The sequence below is a fragment of the Paraburkholderia yinzeri genome, assembly GCF_046581065.1.
GTDB lineage: Bacteria > Pseudomonadota > Gammaproteobacteria > Burkholderiales > Burkholderiaceae > Paraburkholderia.
Map to the genome: position 1 here is coordinate 1,798,109 of NZ_JBFOCJ010000002.1, position 17,953 is coordinate 1,816,061.

The 17,953-nt window shown below is 67.1% G+C and carries 15 protein-coding genes; 6 read left to right on the forward strand and 9 right to left on the reverse strand.

The genetic code is table 11. The annotated features are described in order from the left end of the window. Positions 1–55 precede the first annotated feature (55 nt). The gene (locus tag WJ542_RS25215; protein ID WP_411192194.1) at positions 56–379 is read left to right on the forward strand and encodes a DUF4148 domain-containing protein; all 324 of its coding nucleotides are present in this window, start codon (positions 56–58) and stop codon (positions 377–379) included. A gap of 39 nt (positions 380–418) precedes the next feature. Here the strand turns inward: WJ542_RS25215 and WJ542_RS25220 are convergent, their stop codons facing one another. Beyond that, a complete protein-coding gene (locus WJ542_RS25220; RefSeq protein WP_411192195.1) occupies positions 419–2,170 on the reverse strand; it encodes a peptidoglycan D,D-transpeptidase FtsI family protein in 1,752 nt (583 codons plus the stop codon). 221 nt (positions 2,171–2,391) lie between these two features. Then, complete coding sequence (locus WJ542_RS25225; RefSeq protein ID WP_411192196.1) at positions 2,392–3,939, reverse strand: methyl-accepting chemotaxis protein; 1,548 nt, start codon at positions 3,937–3,939, stop codon at positions 2,392–2,394. A 412-nt stretch (positions 3,940–4,351) separates the two neighbouring features. Between WJ542_RS25225 and WJ542_RS25230 the strand changes: the two genes are divergently transcribed. From WJ542_RS25230 to WJ542_RS25245, 4 genes are read left to right on the forward strand one after another with little or no spacing between them, the layout of a single operon-like run. Next, on the forward strand, positions 4,352–5,119 hold the full coding sequence (locus tag WJ542_RS25230) for a phosphocholine cytidylyltransferase family protein (RefSeq protein ID WP_411192197.1): 768 nt from the start codon (positions 4,352–4,354) through the stop codon (positions 5,117–5,119). After that, positions 5,116–6,828 carry a phosphoenolpyruvate mutase gene (aepX, locus tag WJ542_RS25235; RefSeq protein ID WP_411192198.1) on the forward strand — a complete coding sequence of 571 codons (1,713 nt, stop codon included), beginning with the start codon at positions 5,116–5,118 and terminating at the stop codon, positions 6,826–6,828. The genes WJ542_RS25230 and aepX overlap by 4 nt, the downstream gene beginning before the upstream one ends. Next, positions 6,825–8,009 carry a phosphonopyruvate decarboxylase gene (aepY, locus tag WJ542_RS25240; RefSeq protein ID WP_411192199.1) on the forward strand — a complete coding sequence of 395 codons (1,185 nt, stop codon included), beginning with the start codon at positions 6,825–6,827 and terminating at the stop codon, positions 8,007–8,009. The genes aepX and aepY overlap by 4 nt, the downstream gene beginning before the upstream one ends. A gap of 10 nt (positions 8,010–8,019) precedes the next feature. Further along, the gene (locus WJ542_RS25245) at positions 8,020–9,087 is read left to right on the forward strand and encodes a 2-aminoethylphosphonate aminotransferase (protein ID WP_411192200.1); all 1,068 of its coding nucleotides are present in this window, start codon (positions 8,020–8,022) and stop codon (positions 9,085–9,087) included. A 55-nt stretch (positions 9,088–9,142) separates the two neighbouring features. Here the strand turns inward: WJ542_RS25245 and WJ542_RS25250 are convergent, their stop codons facing one another. Continuing rightward, the gene (locus tag WJ542_RS25250) at positions 9,143–10,354 is read right to left on the reverse strand and encodes a PepSY-associated TM helix domain-containing protein (protein WP_411192201.1); all 1,212 of its coding nucleotides are present in this window, start codon (positions 10,352–10,354) and stop codon (positions 9,143–9,145) included. A gap of 200 nt (positions 10,355–10,554) precedes the next feature. Further along, positions 10,555–10,806: a hypothetical protein gene (locus WJ542_RS25255; protein WP_411192561.1), complete on the reverse strand. Its 252-nt coding sequence runs from the start codon at positions 10,804–10,806 to the stop codon at positions 10,555–10,557. A gap of 128 nt (positions 10,807–10,934) precedes the next feature. On the opposite strand from WJ542_RS25255, the gene WJ542_RS25260 reads away from it, so the two are divergent. Next, entirely contained in the window at positions 10,935–11,153 is a 219-nt protein-coding gene (locus WJ542_RS25260; protein WP_411192202.1) for a hypothetical protein, read from the forward strand. Positions 11,154–11,175: 22 nt separating this feature from the next. On the opposite strand, the gene WJ542_RS25265 is transcribed toward WJ542_RS25260, so the two are convergent. The 5 genes from WJ542_RS25265 to WJ542_RS25285 all read right to left on the reverse strand — a co-directional run bounded on the left by WJ542_RS25265 (position 11,176) and on the right by WJ542_RS25285 (position 17,668). Beyond that, positions 11,176–11,763 (reverse strand): nucleotidyltransferase family protein, encoded by a 588-nt coding sequence (locus WJ542_RS25265; RefSeq protein ID WP_411192203.1) that lies wholly within the window; start codon positions 11,761–11,763, stop codon positions 11,176–11,178. A gap of 145 nt (positions 11,764–11,908) precedes the next feature. Beyond that, entirely contained in the window at positions 11,909–14,140 is a 2,232-nt protein-coding gene (locus WJ542_RS25270) for a xanthine dehydrogenase family protein molybdopterin-binding subunit (RefSeq protein ID WP_411192204.1), read from the reverse strand. Continuing rightward, positions 14,137–15,138, reverse strand: a complete 1,002-nt coding sequence (locus tag WJ542_RS25275) for an FAD binding domain-containing protein (protein WP_411192205.1) — start codon at positions 15,136–15,138, stop codon at positions 14,137–14,139. Before WJ542_RS25275 ends, WJ542_RS25270 begins: the two co-directional genes overlap by 4 nt. 17 nt (positions 15,139–15,155) lie before the next feature. Further along, the gene (locus tag WJ542_RS25280; RefSeq protein WP_411192206.1) at positions 15,156–15,854 is read right to left on the reverse strand and encodes a (2Fe-2S)-binding protein; all 699 of its coding nucleotides are present in this window, start codon (positions 15,852–15,854) and stop codon (positions 15,156–15,158) included. Positions 15,855–16,375: 521 nt separating this feature from the next. Further along, positions 16,376–17,668, reverse strand: coding sequence for an aspartate carbamoyltransferase (locus WJ542_RS25285; protein ID WP_411192207.1), 1,293 nt, complete (start codon positions 17,666–17,668; stop codon positions 16,376–16,378). Between the last annotated feature and the right edge of the window lie 285 nt (positions 17,669–17,953).

Genomic DNA, 17,953 nt, shown 5'->3' on the forward strand with positions numbered 1-17,953 from the left:
TGGGTGGTGCACGAAGCCCGCGGCGCGAGTCTCTTTCATGCTTCAGGAGAGCAAAATGAAGACCGCAATGTTGCGTACCGCAGTGGTTTCGATGATGTTTGCCGTTCCCGCGATGTCGTTCGCGCAGTCCGCGAACAACGCGCCGGTCACGCGCGCAGAAGTGAAGCAGCAGATCGTCGATCTGGAATCGGTGGGATACAACCCGGCCCACCTCAACGACGCCACGTATCCCGAGGACGTGCAGGCAGCCATGCAGCGCCTTGGCGAGAAGCGCGCGAATGAGGCACGCCTCGCCCAGGAACGGCAGATTGCGCAGTCGAGCTATGGCAGCTCGCCCGCGCAAAGCAGCGAATCGGGCGCTCCGGCGTCGGCGCGCTAAAGGCGTGGCGATGCCTGCATATCGTGAGCATCGCGCGTTTCAGGCATCCGGCGGCACGCCGAGCAGTTGCAACGTGCCGGCGGTGACGCCCGAGAACACCGGTCCCGCCACCGTGCCACCGTAATAGGCACGGCTGGCGGGATCGTCGATCATCACGGCCACGATCACGCGCGGCGCGCTCATCGGCGCCATGCCGACGAACAGCGCGCGATAGCGGTTCTTCGCATAGCCCGCGCCGATCTGCTTGCGCGCGGTGCCGGTCTTGCCGCCGATACGATAGCCTTCCACCGTCGCCGCGCGGCCCGTTCCGCCTTCGTGCGTCGCCATCTCCAGCATGGTGCGCATGGCAGCGGCAGTGGCCGGCGTCGTGACTCTGCGCGCCATGGTTGCGGGCGCATCGATCGAGTTTTCTTCGGCGATGCCATCGGCCAGCGAATCTTCCGGTTTGACCAGAAGCCGCGCGGGATACATCGTGCCGTCGCCCGCATAAGCCGTGTAGAGCTGCGCGATCTGCAGCAGCGACGCCGAAAGGCCGTAGCCGTAGGCCATCGTGGCCTGCTCGATGGGACGCCAGCGCGCCCACGGCCGTACGCGGCCCGCCGCGGCGCCCGGGAATGTCACGGCGGGTTTCTGCCCGAGCCCATATTCCTGATACTTGTTCCAGATGGTCTGCGCCGGCAGGGTCAACGCGAGCTTCGCGAGGGCGATATTGCTCGACTTCTGGATGGCCTCCGCGACGGTCATGCGCCCGTGGTCCGAGGTGTCGTGGATCGTCGCGGTCCCGATGCGGTACGAGCCCGGCCCGGTGTCGATGATCGTGTCGGGCGTCGCCTTGTGCAGGTCCATGGCGAGCGCCGCCACGACCGGCTTGATCGTGGAGCCGGGCTCGAACGTATCCACCACGGCGCGGTTGCGCAGTTGGCGGCCCGTGAGCCGCGCGCGGTCGTTCGGATCGTACGACGGCCAGTTCGCGAGCGCGAGGATGTCGCCGTTGCGCGCGTCGAGCACCACCACGCTGCCGGCTTCGGCGTTGTGCTTCGCGACGGCGGCCTTCAATTGCGCATACGCGAGCTGCTGCACGCGGCGGTCGATCGTGAGCTGGACGGTCTCGCCGTTCTTCGGCAATACGCGCTCGCGCGTTTCGGATATGACGCGGCCCAGCCGGTCGCGGATCACTTCGCGCTGGCCCGGCGTGCCGTGCAACTGCGTGTCCGCCGCGAGCTCGACGCCTTCCTGCCCGATGTCTTCGATACCGGTGAAGCCCACCACGTGCGCCGCCGATTCGCCTTCGGGATAGAAGCGCTTCGAGTCCGCGATCAGCGTGATGCCGCTCGTGGCCATTGCGTCGATGTGCGCGGCGGTGTCCGGGTCCACCTGGCGCTTGAGCAGCACGAACGAGCGCTCGCCCGAAAGACGGCGGCGCAGCTCGGCGAGCGGCATGGCGAGCAGCTTCGCGAGCGGCTCGCAGGCCGCTTCGTCGACGCGCTTCGGATTGGCCCAGATCTCGAAGCTTTCCAGGCTCACGGCGAGAAGCGCGCCGTTGCGATCCACGATGCGCCCGCGCCGCGCGTCGAGTTCCAGCGTGCGCTGATAGCGCTTTTGCCCTTGCTGGACGTAGAAGTCGTGATTGACCACCTGGATCCACAGCGCCCGCCCCGCGAGCGCCGCGAACCCGGCGAACGCGATGAAGACCATCAGCTTCGAACGCCAGGCGGGCAGGCTCGGGGTGAGCATCGGGTGACGCGTGGCAAGGGCGTGCGGGTCGCGCGGCGGCTTGTTCCGGGAGGTCATCGGGTAGTGGGGCGTCGTGTCATGGCATGAATTGTAATTGCAATGTAATTTAAATGAAATGTTGCGGGCGGGGCTGGCGTCGGACCAGGCCGTACCCGTCGGTACGGCTGCAAACCGGATAGTAGAGCTGATTAATTATCGGGAATGCGATGTCTGCTGATGGCGTCGCGCGTGGGAAGGGGGGAATTGCGGGCCGGCCGAAGCGGCCGGCCGGGAGGCCGTCAGGCGAGCGCCGGCAGCCTGAAGCTAGAGATCGCTTCGCGCAGCATGGTCACCTGATCCTTGAGCGAGTGCGCTGCCGCGGCGGCTTCTTCGACGAGCGCGGCGTTCTGCTGCGTGACCTGGTCCATCTCGCCGACGGCGCGGTTGACCTGCTCGATGCCCGCGCTCTGCTCGCGCGAGGCGTGGCTGATTTCCTCGAGAATCTCGTGCACGCGCCGCACGGACTGCATGATCTCCGTCATCGTCGTGCCCGCGTCCGTGACGAGTTGCGCGCCTTCCGCCACCGTCCCGGTCGACTTTTCGATGAGCGACTTGATTTCCTTGGCCGCCGTGGCCGAACGCTGCGCGAGGCTGCGCACTTCGGCGGCGACCACGGCGAAGCCACGGCCCTGCTCGCCCGCGCGCGCGGCCTCCACGGCCGCATTGAGCGCAAGGATGTTGGTCTGGAAGGCAATGCCGTCGATCACGCCGATGATGTCGCCGATCTGGCGCGAGCTCGTGGTGATGTCGCCCATCGTGCGGACCACGTTTTCCACCACCTCGTTGCCGCGCGTCGCCACGTCGGCGGCCTGGCTCGCGAGCGTGGCCGCGTGCTGCGCGCTGTCCGCGTTCTGGCGCACGTTGGCGGTCATCTGGTCCATGCTCGACGCCGTTTCCACGAGCGCCGCGGCCTGTTGTTCGGTGCGTTGAGAAAGATCCGTGTTGCCCGCGGCGATCTCGTTCGCCCCCACGTTGATGTTCTCCGCGCCGCCCAGCACGCGCGACACGGTTTCGACGAGCGAACCCTGCATGGTCGAGAGCGCGCGCATCAGGCTGTTCTCGTTGCCGCCCTCTACCTGCACGCGCGTAGTGAGGTCGCCGTGGGCGATGCGGTTCGCCGTTTCGACGGCGACCTCCAGCTCGCCGCCGAGGCTCGAGCGCACGCTGCGCACGACGAAGATCATGACGATCGTCGCCACGGCGCCGAGCACGAGCGTCACCGCGAGCCAGATGCCGAGGCTTTCGAAGAAGGCCGCGCGGACGTCGTCCATGTACATGCCCGTGACGATGCACCAGTCCCACGGCGCGAAGCGCTTGCCGTAGCTCGTCTTGGGCACAGGCTGATCGTGGCCGGGCTTGGCCCAGAGGTAATCGACGAAGCCGCCTTCGGGCTGGTTGGCGGCGGCCGCGAGGTCGGTGAACAGATGGTGGCCGGCCGGGTCGGTGAAGCCGGCGAGCATCTTGCCGTCGAGCTCGGGCTTGATCGGATGCATGAGCATCACGGACTGCGAATTATTGACGCTCAGGTAGCCGTCGGTGCCGTAGCGGATCGAGCCGATGACGGCGAGCGCCTGCTTCTGCGCGTCGGCCTCCGAAAGTTTTCCTTGCTGGGAGAGCGTGTAGTAATAGTGGGTGATGCTCATCGCTTCTTCGACGAGCGTTTTCAATTGCGCCTCGCGCTCGCGGATCATCGAGGTGCGGCTTTGCCACGCGCCAAAGGCGACGATGAGCAGAAGGCCGATCCAGAGGATCGCGATCATCGAACGGAGTTTCTGATTCAGGGTCATGGTCGGTCGGGTCGTTCGTGGGGCGGCAGGGGGCTGAGGGGCGGGGTGCGTCCGACTGTGTTAACGGCGCGCGCGCACGACGGCGCGATCAGGGGGAACCCTGAATGCGCGGGCCTTTGCGGGGATATTCATCCGAAGAATGGCGCGGTTTGCGCGCTGAAACGGATGGGTAGCGGGTGGGGAGGGCGGACGGGTGGGAAAAACGTCAAAAGAGCCGTGACAAAACCACAAATTTCACTGCATCACCATGTTTTGCCACGATTAGAGGTGCGACAAGGCAATTGGGAATCATTTCCGTTATAGTCGCGAATTCGGCTCCCGAGCCGACGCGGCCTTGCCGCGCCGGCACCGAGGGCCGGCAAGAAGAGCGGGCGGCGGCGCCCGCCCCAATAACAAAACCCTTGGAAACCGAATGCGAGCGATCATTCTTGCCGCCGGCCTTGGCCTGCGGCTTCAGCAAGCCGAGGGCAAACAGTATCCGAAATGCCTGTTACGTTTTGATGGCGTCTCGCTGCTCGAGCGGCATTTGCGCCTGCTCGAAGCTCAGGGCGTGACAGACGTGGTCCTCGCGCTCGGCTTCCAGCCGCAAAGCGTCGAGGCGGAGCTGGCCCGCATCGGCTGGCCGCACAGGGTCGAGACCGTGCTCAATACCCGCTACGAGCTGGGCAGCGTGCTCACGGTGCACTGTGTGGCCGATGCGCTCACGCGCGGCGGTGACGTCCTGTTGATGGACGCCGATGTGCTCTACGACGAACGCGTGCTGGCGCCGCTCGTTGCCGGCACCGGCGGCACGAACCGCCTCCTGATCGACCGCGACTTCGAAACCGGCGACGAGCCCGTGAAGCTCTGCCTGCGCGAAGGCGTGCCCGTCGAATTGCGCAAGCAGCTCGCGGTAAGTCTGCAGTACGACACGATCGGCGAGTCGGTGGGCTTCTTTCGCCTCAACGAGGCCACGGCGCGGCGCTTCGCGCAGATCGTGGCCGGCTATGTCGAGAGCGGCCGCGCGAACCTGCCGCACGAAGAGGCGTTGCGCGACCTGCTGCTCGAACGCGGCCGCGAGTTCGAGACGGCCGACGTGACCGGCGCCCCCTGGATCGAAATCGATTTTCCCAATGATGTGACGCGCGCGGCGCAACAAGTGCTGCCGCAACTGCGCCGTCCGGCAGGAGTAACACGATGAACGCACGCGAACCCGCCGCGGTTCTCACCGCAGTTTCCACTTCCCGCAGCGCGCGGCTGCGCCAGATGCTCTTGAGTAACGAACTCGAATTCCTGATGGAAGCCCACAACGGTCTTTCCGCGCGCATTGCACGCGAGGCGGGCTTCAAGGCGATCTGGGGTTCGGGTCTTTCGATCTCCGCGCAGTTCGGCGTACGCGACAACAACGAGGCGAGCTGGACCCAGGTGGTCGACAACCTCGAGTTCATGGCCGACGCGAGCGATCTGCCCATCCTGCTCGACGGCGACACGGGCTACGGCAATTTCAACAACGTGCGCCGCCTCGTGCGCAAGCTCGAACAGCGCGGCATTGCGGGCGTGTGCATCGAAGACAAGCAGTTTCCGAAGACCAACAGCTTCATCAAGGGCGAGGCGCAGCCGCTCGCCGACATGGACGAGTTCTGCGGCAAGATCAAGGCCGGCAAGGACTCGCAGACCGACGAAAACTTCTCGATCGTCGCGCGCGTCGAGGCGCTGATCGCGGGCTGGGGCATGGACGAAGCGCTCAAGCGCGCCGAGGCCTATCGCCTCGCGGGCGCGGACGCGATCCTCATCCACAGCAAGCTCTCGAAACCCGACGAAATCCTCACGTTCGCGCGCGAGTGGGCCGGGCGCGGTCCGCTCGTGATCGTGCCGACCAAGTACTACAGCACGCCGACCGATGTGTTTCGCAAGGCCGGCATCAGCGTCGTGATCTGGGCGAACCATCTCGTGCGCGCGTCGGCTTCGGCCATGCAGGCCGTGGCGAAGACGATTCACGACACGGAAACGCTCGTCGACGTGGAAGACCGCATTGCATCGGTCAACGAAATTTTCCGCCTGCAGGACGCCGACGAATATTCCGAAGCGGAAAACCGCTACCTGTCCACGTCGCGCAACGCGGGTTCGGCCATCGTGCTGGCCGCGAGCCGCGGCTCGGGCCTCGACGCTTTTACCGAGGACAAGCCGAAGGTCATGCTGCCGGTGGCGGGCAAGCCGCTGCTGCGCTGGCTTGTCGATGCGTTCAAGAAGCAGTCGGTGAACGACATCACCGTGGTGGGCGGCTATTGCGCCGACGCGATCGACAGCGCCGGCATCAAGCTCGTGCGTAACGAGCGTTACGCGCAGACGAACGAGCTTGCGTCGCTCGCATGCGCGGTGGACGCGATGCAACACGACACCGTGATTTCCTACGGCGATCTGCTGTTCCGCAGCTACCTCCTGCGCGATCTGGTCGAAAGCGAGGCGGAGTTCCGCGTCGTGATCGATTCGTCGCCGGCTACGGAGAACCGCAGCGTGCGCGACTTCGCATGGTGCTCGGCAGCCGACGACCGGGGCCTGTTCGGCAACAAGGTGCTGCTCTCGCGCGTTTCCAGCGATCTGGGCGCAACGGACAACGCGGTTGAAGCGCCGCATGGCCGCTGGATCGGGCTCATGAGCGTGCGCGGCGCGGGCCGCGAGAAGCTCGCGAAGAAGCTCGCGCAACTGCAGACGCGCGCCGATTTCGACACGCTCGACATGCCGGTGCTCCTCAACGCGCTGATCGCGGACGGCGAAAAGATCGAGGTGCAATACGTGCATGGCCACTGGCGCGGCGTGAACGACCTTGAAGACTTCTGCCGCGCGGGCGACTTCGCCCATGAGCAAACGCCGCTGGGCGCGGGAGAGGCGAAACCGGAGGGCGGCGCATGATCGAGGCGGCACAATTTGTCGAAGCGGCGCGTGCGCGCGGTTTCGAATGGTATGCGGGCGTGCCCTGCTCGTATCTCACGCCGTTCATCAACTACGTGCTGCAGGACGAATCGCTGCACTACGTTTCGGCAGCCAACGAGGGCGATGCCGTTGCGTTGATCGCGGGCGTCGCGCTCGCGGGCAAGCGCGGTATCACGATGATGCAGAACTCGGGCCTCGGCAACGCCGTGAGTCCGCTCACGTCGCTCACGTGGACCTTCCGTCTGCCGCAACTGCTGATCGTGACGTGGCGCGGCCAGCCCGGCTTTTCCGACGAGCCGCAGCACGCGCTGATGGGCCCGGTCACGCCGCGGATGCTCGAAACGATGGAGATTCCCTGGGAGATCTTTCCGACCGAGGCCGACCAGATCGGGCCGGCGCTCGAGCGCGCCATCCGTCATATGGACGAAACGGGTCGTCCGTATGCTCTCGTGATGCAGAAGGGCAGCGTCGCGCCGGTCGAACTGAAGAACGGCGCCGCGCCGGAAAGGCATGCCCTGGCGGTTGCCCAATCGAAGTGGACCGATCGGGCTGCGAACGAATGGCCGTCGCGCCGCGATGCTCTCGAACGGGTGATCGCGGCCACGCCCGCGGAATCGACGGTCGTGATCGCCTCCACGGGCTTTTGCGGCCGCGAGCTCTACGCGCTCGACGACCGCGCGAATCAGCTCTACATGGTCGGCTCGATGGGCTGCGTCACGCCGTTCGCGCTGGGCCTCGCGCTGGCGCGCCCCGACCTGAACGTCGTCGCGCTCGATGGTGACGGCGCCGCGCTGATGCGCATGGGCGTCTTCGCGACGCTCGGCGCCTACGGGCCGTCGAACCTCACGCATGTGCTGCTCGACAACGGCGCGCACGATTCCACGGGCGGCCAGGCCACGGTTTCGCAGCAGGTGTCGTTCGCGGCTGTCGCCGCCGCATGCGGCTATGCCGACGCCGTGGAGAGCGACGACCTCGCCGCGCTCGACGGCGTGCTCGCCGCCGCGCGCGAGCGCCGCGCCGGCGCCGATGGCGTGAGCGGCACGCGCTTCGTACGCCTCACGATACGCCGCGGCACGCCCGACGGCCTGCCGCGTCCCACGATCACGCCGCCCGATGTGAAGACGCGCCTGATGCGCCACATCGGCGCGCTCGTTCAGTAAGAATATGTCGATGTTGCTGCTCAATCCCGGCCCGGTCACGCTCACGGAACGCGTGCGCCGCAGCCTGCTGCAGGAAGACCTGTGCCACCGCGAAAGCGAGTTTTTCGACGTGCAGGAAGAGGCGCGCACGCGCCTCGTGAATGTGTATGGCCTCGACGCCGCCCAGTGGCAGGCTGTGCTGTTGACCGGCTCCGGCACGGCTGCGGTCGAGAGCATGATCGCGTCGCTCGTGCCCGAAAGCGGCAAGCTGCTGATCGTCGAGAATGGCGTGTATGGCGAGCGCATCACGCAGATCGCGAAGCAGTATGGCATTGCCCATGAAGTGGTGAAGCACGACTGGATGCAGGCGTCCGATCTCGCCCGTATCGTCGGTCATCTCGACGCCGACCGCGCGATCACGCATGTCGCGATCATCCATCACGAAACCACCACGGGGCGGCTGAACGACCTGCGCGCGCTCGGCGAGGCCTGCCGCGCGCGCGGCGTGCAGATGCTGGTGGACGGCGTGAGCAGCTTCGGCGCCGAAGCGATCGACTTCAACGATACGAGCATCGCCGCCGTGGCCGCGACGGCGAACAAGTGCCTGCACGGCGTGCCGGGCGCGGCCTTCGTGATCGTGCGCCGCGCGGCGCTCGCCACGGCGGCGAGCCGTACCTATTACCTCGACCTCAGGCGCCTCGCCACGCTGCAGGACCAGCGCAACACGCCGTTCACGCCTTCGGTGCACGCATACTATGCGCTCGTCGAGGCGCTGCGCGAGCTGGCCGACGAGGGCGGCTGGCAGGCACGCCACGCGCGCTATGCGGCGCTTTCGGAGCAGGTGCGCGCGGGTCTCGAGGCCCGCGGCATCGCAAGCGTGCTGCCGAAGGACGAATCGTCGGTCGTGCTGCGTGCGTTCCGGCTCCCGCAGGGTGTCGATTATCCGAAGCTGCACGATGCGCTGAAGGCGCGCGGCTTCGTGATCTACGCGGGGCAGGGCGGTCTATCGGCGGAGCTGTTCCGTATCTCGACGATGGGCGATATCCACGCGCCGGATATCGAGCGTTTGCTGGCGGCGTTCGACGATATCGTGCGCTGAACTTACCGACGGTGGTGATCAGGGTTGCTGTGATCGGCTGGTTGGGGCATGGGATTCAGGCGCTGGCAGAGATCGAGGCTCGATCCACCTTCGTCGTCCGCCGCCGCGCGCGGGCCTTCTTCAGCCAGATCAGCAAGCCGGTCACGCTGAGCACCGCCACGCATACCCCCGTAAAGCTGATCGCGATGCGGCCCGCGAGTCCTGCGATGCGACCGGAGTGCAGCGGAAACTGCAGTTGCATGAAAAGATCGCCCATCGTGCCCCGGCCCGGGATCTGCGCGCTGATCAGCTTCCCCGAGCGTGCGTCCATCATCAGCCAGGGATTGCCAAGCCCCGCGTCGCCATGGCTGTTGCCGGCCGCGAAATACCCCACGCCATAGATGCCGAGCGCCGGCACGTAGAAGAGGCCGCCAGGCGGCGCGGCGAGTCGCTCGCGCCGGCCCGCCTCGGGCGCGGCGGCCACGATGCGCTCGCGCGCGGCCGCGGCTTCATCCTCGGTGAGGCGCGGGCCGGGCGCGACGCTGCGGAACGGATCGGGCGCGAGCGTCGAGAACAGCGACACCACGGGCCGCACGACCGGTCCGGCAAGATTCATCGAGACCGACGTGAGCGCGACGATCGTCAGGAGTCCCCATAGCCATACGCCGCCCGAACGATGCAGGTCGAACGTGAGCGCATAGCCGCCGCGCTTCATGCGGAAAGCGAACGACTTGCGCCAGCTTTTCAGGCTCGGAAACGCCAGCGCGAGCGCGATGAGGCCGTCGAAGAGCCAGACCATGCCGACGACCCCCATCGTCCAGATGCCGAGATCGACTCCCGCCCTGGTCGGCAGGAACAGCGTGTAGTGAAACTGGTAGAGACAGGGAATCAGGTTCAGGCGAGCGAGCGAGGGCTTGCCCCACATGCGGTGCCCCTGCACGACGCCGGTCGCGGGGTCGAGCGACACCTCGTTGAAGTCGAGCGCATAGGGCGCCCGGGTGGCCGGGTCGATGCGCGGCTGCACCCGCACGATCAGCGCGTCGCCGGGTTCGACCGAAAGCGGCAGATACGTGACCTGCACGCGCGGATCAGCGGCTTCGAGGCGCTCGGCCAGCTTTACGGCGGGCAGCGGCGCGCCGTCCGTCCGGGCGTGAAAGTACGACGGGTTGAGCCAGGCGTCCAGTTCGTGGTCCCACGCGATCACCGCGCCGGTGAGCCCGGCGAGGAACAGGAAGCCCGCCATGGTGAGGCCGAACCAGCGGTGCAGGCGGACCAGCAGGGGTCTCATGCGACAGTGCGGGCCGGCGCCGCGTCGAGTGGAATCACGTCGTATCAATAGTGCAAATGCGAATTGTTCGTATTCTATGTCGATAGCGTGACGGACGCAAGCCGGACGAAAGGCGTGGGCAGGCACAGGGCGCCACTCTGCCTGAGTGCGAAGATCGACTACGGATGTAAGTGGAGTTGCCAGGTCCCGGGCAGAGCGGCCTACACGGGGTCCTTGTTCGGCGGCCCTTCGGGGCGTTGAGGCTCTTCGTTGTGATGGCCCGGCGGCGGAGGCGTGAGCGGGTCGCGCTCGGGGTCGCGCGTCGGGTCGGCGAGCGGATCGGGCAGCGGATTCGTATGCGAGCAGATCATCTCGGGTACCTCGTGCGCGGGGTTTCCACCGTTGCGGCGGATCCGTTCTTCACTGTACTGCATGGCAACGGCGATGACCACGCGTTCTGCCGGGGCATCCATTGTTGTGAAGATCGCAATGCTGTTTATATGTCATCAGCATTTCACAATCGCGAGCCAGCCCTTAGACTCCTGCCTTTTTCGAAATTGGGTGCCGAAGCGGCGCCCGGTTTGTTTTCTCGGAGCGGGTCATGGGTGCGGCGGTGATTGGGGTGGTGTTTCTGGCGGGTTTGATCGGTGTGCCATCGCTGTTCGGCCACGGCAATTCTGGCGCTAACCGCGCCAGGCCGCAGGCAACGCAGCAGCAGGCCGCCGCGGCGCCCGCACCCGCATCCGCACCGGCCCAGATCGCCGAGGTGGGCGCCGACGCGTCGACTTTCGCCTACACCCGCGCAGGCGAGCGCCCCTGAGGCCGCAAGCTTTCGCGGTTTCCTAGAGGTCGCTCAGGTCGGCCGGCGTGTCGACGTCGCGCAGGATGCCGGGATCGTCCACGTCGATGCGCATGAGCGGATACGTGGCGAGCAGGGCACGCGCGCCGGCGTCGCCGTCCAGCGCGAGCAGCGCCTCGCGATGTTCGAGGCCGAAACCCACCGGGTGTCCGCGCTGTCCTTCGTAGAACGGCGCGGCAAGCGCGGCGCCTTCGTCGATCGCGCGCGCCACGGCCGCGATGGTCTCGACCGCGATGCGCGGCATGTCGGCGAGCGCAACGATCCAGCTTTCCGCGTCGCCGGCCGCGCCCACGCCCGCCGCGAGGCTCGCGCCCATGCCTCTTTGCGCATCGGCGGAATACACCACGTCGCAGCCGGCTTCGTTGAGCACGCAGGCCAGCGTCTCCGCGCCGGGACGCACCACGGCGATGACTTTGGGAACGACGAGCAGCAGGCGGTGCGCGGCTTCGCGCGCGACGCTGGTGCCCCCCGGCAGCGGAGCGAGGAGCTTGTTGCGCAGACCGTTGGGATCGAAGCGCGATCCGGTGCCGGCGGCAAGCAGTACGCCGGTGGCAAGCGATGCGTAGGCCATGGGGTGTCTGGCGCGCGAGAAGATCGAGCATCGATTGTGCGGCGCAAGCGCGTGTGAAGCAAGGCCTGCGAATCAAACCGCCTTGCCCGCACCATAGGCGTGCAGGCAAGGCCGCCAGGGGCATCTCGTCAACCGCAGAGACACGTCATACGGTTGCGCTCATCTTCGGCACGACCTTGTCGAGCGTGATCGGCAGATCGCGCACGCGCACGCCCGTAGCGTGATACACGGCATTCGCGATGGCCGCGGGCACGCCGGTAATGCCGATCTCGCCGATGCCGCGCACGCCGAGCGCATTGAAGCGCAGGTCGGGCGGCCCGGCGAACAGCACGTCCAGTTCGCCGATGTCGGCGTTCACGGGCACGTGATACTCGGCGAGGTTGGCGTTCACGATGCGCCCGAAGCGCGGATCGAGCAGCGCCTCTTCTTCGAGCGCCGTCGCCACGCCCCACACCATCCCGCCCATCAACTGGCTGCGCGCGGTCTTCTCGTTGAGGCGGTTTCCCACGTCGTAGACGCCCACGATGCGCGCCACGCGGATCGTGCCGAGATCGGCGTCCACATGGACTTCGGCGAAGACGGCGCCGAACGAGTGGAACGCGTACTGCTGGCGCTCGCTGCCGGGCTTCGTCGTTGCCACCGCTTCGATCGGCTTGCCGCCCGCGCGCGCGAGAATCGCGGCGGCGGGGTCGCGCCGCGACGTGTCGCTGCGGCTCACGACCCAGCCGTCTTCCACCGTGACATCGCCGGGCGCGGCGCCGTAGACCGGCGAGGCGCGATCCGCCACCGCGAGCGCAATCAGCTTGTCGCGCGCCTGCTGCCCGGCGGCCTGCACGGCGGGCGCGACGCTCGCCGCCGACTGCGAGCCGCCCGAGCCCGGTGCGCGCGGCAGCGTCGAGTCGCCGAGCGCGAAACGGATGCGCTCGGGCGGAAAGCCGAGCGCGTCGGCGGCCACCTGAGTCATCACCGTGTAGGTGCCTGTGCCGAGGTCCTGCGTGCCCGAAGCGACCATCGCGCTCCCGTCGGGCAGGATGCGCGCGAGCGCGGAGGCTTCGCTGCGGTTCGCGGGATAGGTCGCGCTCGCCATGCCGAGGCCGATCAGCGTATTGCCCTCGCGCATCGAGCGCGGCGTGGCCGTGCGGCGCGACCAGCCAAAGCGCTGCGCGCCCGTCTCGTAGCATTCGCGCAGCGCCTTCGACGACCACGGCTTGCCGTCCTGCGGCTCGGCTTCGGCGTAGTTCTTCAGGCGCAGCGCCACAGGATCCATCTTCAACTGCCACGCGAGTTCGTCCATGGCCGATTCGAGCGCGAACGAGCCCGTCGTCTCGCCAGGCGCACGCGTGAAGGTGGGGGTGCCCACGTTGAGTTGTACCAGGTGATGGCTCGTGCTCTGGTTCGGCACCGCGTACATCATGCGCGTGACGAGGCCCGACATCTCGGTCCAGTCCTCGAAGGTCGAGGTGTGCGAGTACGTGTCGTGGCGCATGCCGGTGAGCGTGCCGCCAGGGTGCGCCGCGATCCGGACGTGCTGCTCGGTGCGCGGCCTTCCGCCCACGGAGCCGAACATCTGCGGCCGCGCGAGGGCGAGACGCACGGGCCGCCCCGTCTGCTTCGCGGCCATCGCGCAAAGACTCACGTGCGACCACGACGAGCCCTTGCAGCCGAAGCCGCCGCCGATGAACGGCGAGATCACGCGCACGTTATCGGCAGGAATGCCAAACACTGCGGCCACCGCCGTGCTCGCGCCGGTTACGCCCTGGGTGGCGTCGTAGAGCGTGAGGTCGGGGCCGTCCCAGTGCGCCATCGTCGCATGCGGCTCCATGGGGTTGTGGAACTGCATCGGCGTCGTATAGACGGCATCGAGGCGCACCGCGCCTTCCTGCAGCCCCGCCTCCGGATTGCCGCGCTCCGAATCGGCCGGGCGGCTGGGCTGGCTCGGCGGCGTATGGGCCGTGGCTTTCGCGCTCGCGAAGTCGAGCGCCGCCGGCGCTGCCGCGTACGTGATGGTCACGTGGCGCGCGGCGTCGGCAGCATGTTCGAGCGTGTCGGCGACGACCACGGCGACCGGCTCGTTGCTGTAACGCACGACATTGTCCTGCAGCAGCGTGAGGTGCCGGCCCGCTGGCGGGCTCAGCGGCGGGTGCCCGTTGTTGGGCAGGCGCATCGCGTTCCGGTACGTCATCACGAGCAGCACGCCGGGCATCTGCTGCGCACGCTGCGTGTCGATAGCGCTGATCGTGCCGCTCGCCACCGTGCTCGTCACGAGAACGGCGTGCGCGAGCCGCGCCTCGGGAAAGTCGGCGGCGTAACTGGCGCTGCCGGTGACCTTCAGGATGCCGTCGATGCGGTCGAGCGGCTGGCCGGTGAGGTGGCTCATGCGAAATCTCCTGTCTGGCCGGCTGCGAGCAGCACCGAGCGGACGATCGCGCGCTGCGCAAGTCCGACCTTGAATGCATTGCCGTTGAGCGGCTGCGCGCTCGCGAGCTCGGCGCTTGCCGCTTCGCGCAGCATCGCGGCGCCGAGCGCGTGCCCCGTGATCCGTTGCTCGACGACGCTCGCCCGCCACGGACGGTGCGCGACGCCGCCCAGCGCGACCCGTGCCGCACGCACGGTCTTGCCGTCCATCTGCAAGGCGGCTGCCACCGAGACGAGCGCGAACGCATAGCTCGCGCGGTCGCGCACTTTGAGGTAATGCGTGTGATCGCTGAACGCAGGGGGCGGCAGATCGACGGAGGTGATCAGCTCGCCCGGCTGCAGTGTCGTGTCGAGATCGGGGCGGTCGCCGGGCAGGCGGTGAAACTGCGCGATGGGGATCGCGCGCGCGCCACGCGGGCCGCTTACCTGCACGGTCGCGTCGAGCGCGGCGAGCGCCACGTTCATATCGGAGGGATTGACGGCCACGCATTGCGGACTCGCGCCGAGTATCGCGTGCATGCGGTTGAAGCCGCCGATCGCCGCGCAGCCGCTGCCCGGCGCGCGCTTGTTGCACTGGGCGAACGCGGTGTCGTAGAAGTAGCCGCAGCGGGTGCGCTGCAAGAGGTTGCCGCCCATCGTCGCCATGTTGCGCAACTGCCCCGAGGCGCCCGAAAGCAGCGCCTCCGTGAGCAGCGGATAACGCGTGCGCACGAGCGCGTGATTGGCCGCGTCGCTGTTGCGCACCAGCGCGCCGATGCGAAGGCCGCCGTCCGGCAGCGTCTCGACGTTCTGCAGGGCATCGATGCGCGTGATGTCGATGAGCGTCACCGGATGCGTCACGCCGCCCTTCATGAGGTCGAGCAGGTTCGTGCCGCCGCCGATGAACACGGCGCCCGGTTGCTGCGCGGCCGCGATCGCGCCGTTGACGTCGGCGGCGCGCTGATAGGAAATGGCATCCATGAGAGGCGCCTCCTTCGTCACGCGCTGGCCGCATGCGCGTCGCGCACGGCGGCCACGATGTTGGCATAGGCGCCGCAGCGGCAGATATTGCCGCTCATGCGTTCGCGGATCTCGGCATCGGTGAGTTGCGGGGGACGTTCGCGCACATCGTGCGTGACGGCGCTTGCGGTGCCCGCGTTGAACTCGCTGATGCACGCGGTCGCCGAACACAACTGGCCTGGTGTGCAGTAGCCGCACTGGAACGCGTCGCGCTCAATGAAGGCGCGCTGCACCGGGCTCAGCGTGGTTGCGCTCGAAAGCCCTTCTACGGTCGTGATGCGTGCGTCTTCGTACATGACCGCGAGCGAGAGACACGAGTTGATGCGCCGGCCGTCCGCCAGCACGGTGCACGCGCCGCACTGGCCGCGGTCGCAGCCCTTCTTCGTGCCGGTGAGGCCCGCGTAGTCGCGTAGCGCGTCGAGCAGCGTGACGCGAGGTTCGATATGCAGTACGTACTCGCGGCCGTTGATGTTCAGGTGTACGGGCTGTGCAGGCGCGGGCATCGGCCGTGGCGCTGCGGTTTCGGCGGGGCTGGGCCCGGTCTGCGCTTGCAGATGCGGCGTGGCGCCCAGTGCGGCGGCAGCGGCCGCCGACTGCAGGAAGCGGCGGCGCGAGACGTCGGCGGGGGTGGCGGCGGGCGCGGGCTTGCCTGCGTCGTCGGGAAGATCGTGTGACATGGCGTTCGGCGGCTCCATCGAAGGACGGAAACACGCGCACGCGAGGTGGCATGAGCTTGGGCCCGCGTTGCGCGAATTCAGCGAAATTTCGTCAGACAGCAATTCCGATGCCGCGAGCCTGTGTGGTGCCTTCCTTGCTGGTCGCTTACCGGGAGAAGCGTTACGCGGCAGGTTCGCGCGACGCGGGGGCCGCACGAAGGCCTGGCACGCGCGTCAGACCAGCACGTTGCGCTTGCCGGAACCGAAAGTAAAGAGCGGGACCGCGAAACTTTCGTGACTCGTGCCAGTGTGGCGTCGGGCTGGCGCATGCGTGACCGGTGGCTGACGCGAGACTGGCGGGATGGACATAATCGCCGGATTGCATCTGCGGGTCAGGTGTTGGCCGCCAGCGGCGCTTGTGCTCGATGAATCCGGATTTGAACTCGCGGTGAGATCCCATCCGGCATAATTATGTAGTAATGCGAAGTATATGTAGCAGGACATTCCCGCCGGGCATGCCCGGCGGGATGTGAAGAGGAACCTCAGTCGATACCGTGGAACACGGCGTCGTCCGGGCCGAGGTAGGCAGGCGGGCGCCACGCGGCGTCGCGCATCGAGTGCTGCACGAGGTTCTCGACACCCAGCAGCGTCGCGAAGATCGCCATGCGTACCGGAATGCCGTTGTCGGTCTGGCGGAAGATGGCGAGGCGCGGATCGTGGTTCAGATCCGTCGAAAGATCGTTCGCGCCCGGGCGGCTGTCGCGCGGCAGAGGGTGCATGACCAGCGTCTCGGGGCTGCAGCATTCGTCCATCAGCGCCTGATTGATCTGGAAGTCGGGCGTATAGCCTTCGAACGACTCGTCGGTGAAGCGCTCCTTCTGGATGCGCGTAGCGTACACCACGTCCGCGCCGCGCAGACCGACCCTGAGGTCGTGCGTCTGCTCGACCACGTGGCCATTGGTCGAGATCTTGTCCACGATGTACGTGGGCATTTCGAGCATCGGCGGCGAGATCAGCGTGAACTTGATGCCGCGATAGAGCGCGAGCAGCTTCACGAGCGAGTGCACCGTGCGGCCGTACTTGAGGTCGCCCACGAGCGCGATATGTGCGCCGTCCACGATCTTGCCGAGGCGCGAAAACTCGCGCTGGATCGTGTAGAGATCGAGCAGCGCCTGGCTCGGGTGCTCGCCGGGGCCGTCGCCGCCATTGATGATGGGGATGTTCACGGCACGCGCGAATTCGGCCACCGAGCCTTGATCAGGATGCCGAATCACCATCGCATCGACGTAACCCGCCATCACGCGGCTCGTATCGTAGATCGACTCGCCCTTCGCCATCGACGAGAACGTGAAGCCGGTCGTATCGCATACCGAACCACCCAGCCGGCAGAACGCCGCGCCGAAGCTCACGCGCGTGCGCGTGCTGGCTTCGAAGAACAGGTTGCCGAGCACGGCGCCTTCGAGCACGCGCGAGATTTTGCGGCGGCGGGCAATGGGCTGCATGATGTCGGCCACGCGGAACAGGGCTTCGACGGCATCGCGCGAGAACTGGTCGACGGAGAGCAGTTGCGGCTTGCCTTCGAATTGCATCTGGCTCGCGAGCGAATGCGGGTCTACGCTTTGCGTATAGCCTTCGCGCGGCTCGCCATTGCCGACGATTTCCGAAACGAAGCGCTCGACGATCTCCGGCATGGCCCGCGATTCCTGCGATTCTTCGGGCAGGAGCCAGGTGTCGAGGGCCCGGCGCGACACGCCGATGCGGCTCGCGAACGCATCGCGGGTCATGTTCAGACGCCGCATGGCGTCGCGGAGGAAGGCTTGTTGCGGAACGCTCATGCAGGCACCTCTGAGTCGGGTTGATGTACGCGGTGCGTATATTAATTCGGCGCCGTCAGAAGTCAAGCGGTTTTCTCGGCGGTAGGGCGATCCGAGATTTGGGGAAGCCGGTTGCCGCGGCGCTCCTGATATTGAGATGCCGGATTTTGCGACGCCGTGATAATCGCGCCTTTGCGTTTGTCCTGGCGGGTCGCTACCCGTCATCGCCTTCTCGATGCCCGTTTTCCTTTCGCTTTCTTGCTTCCTCGATGCGGCCGCGCGTGCCGGGTCGCGCCGCCGGGGTTG

What these genes read in the sequence shown, in the direction of transcription:
- WJ542_RS25215 (WP_411192194.1), top strand. Translation starts at nt 56, where the DNA reads ATGAAGACCGCAATGTTGCGTACCGCAGTGGTTTCGATGATGTTTGCC.
- WJ542_RS25220 (WP_411192195.1), bottom strand. Translation starts at nt 2,170, where the DNA reads ATGACCTCCCGGAACAAGCCGCCGCGCGACCCGCACGCCCTTGCCACG.
- WJ542_RS25225 (WP_411192196.1), bottom strand. Translation starts at nt 3,939, where the DNA reads ATGACCCTGAATCAGAAACTCCGTTCGATGATCGCGATCCTCTGGATC.
- WJ542_RS25230 (WP_411192197.1), top strand. Translation starts at nt 4,352, where the DNA reads ATGCGAGCGATCATTCTTGCCGCCGGCCTTGGCCTGCGGCTTCAGCAA.
- aepX (WP_411192198.1), top strand. Translation starts at nt 5,116, where the DNA reads ATGAACGCACGCGAACCCGCCGCGGTTCTCACCGCAGTTTCCACTTCC.
- aepY (WP_411192199.1), top strand. Translation starts at nt 6,825, where the DNA reads ATGATCGAGGCGGCACAATTTGTCGAAGCGGCGCGTGCGCGCGGTTTC.
- WJ542_RS25245 (WP_411192200.1), top strand. Translation starts at nt 8,020, where the DNA reads ATGTTGCTGCTCAATCCCGGCCCGGTCACGCTCACGGAACGCGTGCGC.
- WJ542_RS25250 (WP_411192201.1), bottom strand. Translation starts at nt 10,354, where the DNA reads ATGAGACCCCTGCTGGTCCGCCTGCACCGCTGGTTCGGCCTCACCATG.
- WJ542_RS25255 (WP_411192561.1), bottom strand. Translation starts at nt 10,806, where the DNA reads ATGGATGCCCCGGCAGAACGCGTGGTCATCGCCGTTGCCATGCAGTAC.
- WJ542_RS25260 (WP_411192202.1), top strand. Translation starts at nt 10,935, where the DNA reads ATGGGTGCGGCGGTGATTGGGGTGGTGTTTCTGGCGGGTTTGATCGGT.
- WJ542_RS25265 (WP_411192203.1), bottom strand. Translation starts at nt 11,763, where the DNA reads ATGGCCTACGCATCGCTTGCCACCGGCGTACTGCTTGCCGCCGGCACC.
- WJ542_RS25270 (WP_411192204.1), bottom strand. Translation starts at nt 14,140, where the DNA reads ATGAGCCACCTCACCGGCCAGCCGCTCGACCGCATCGACGGCATCCTG.
- WJ542_RS25275 (WP_411192205.1), bottom strand. Translation starts at nt 15,138, where the DNA reads ATGGATGCCATTTCCTATCAGCGCGCCGCCGACGTCAACGGCGCGATC.
- WJ542_RS25280 (WP_411192206.1), bottom strand. Translation starts at nt 15,854, where the DNA reads ATGTCACACGATCTTCCCGACGACGCAGGCAAGCCCGCGCCCGCCGCC.
- WJ542_RS25285 (WP_411192207.1), bottom strand. Translation starts at nt 17,668, where the DNA reads ATGAGCGTTCCGCAACAAGCCTTCCTCCGCGACGCCATGCGGCGTCTG.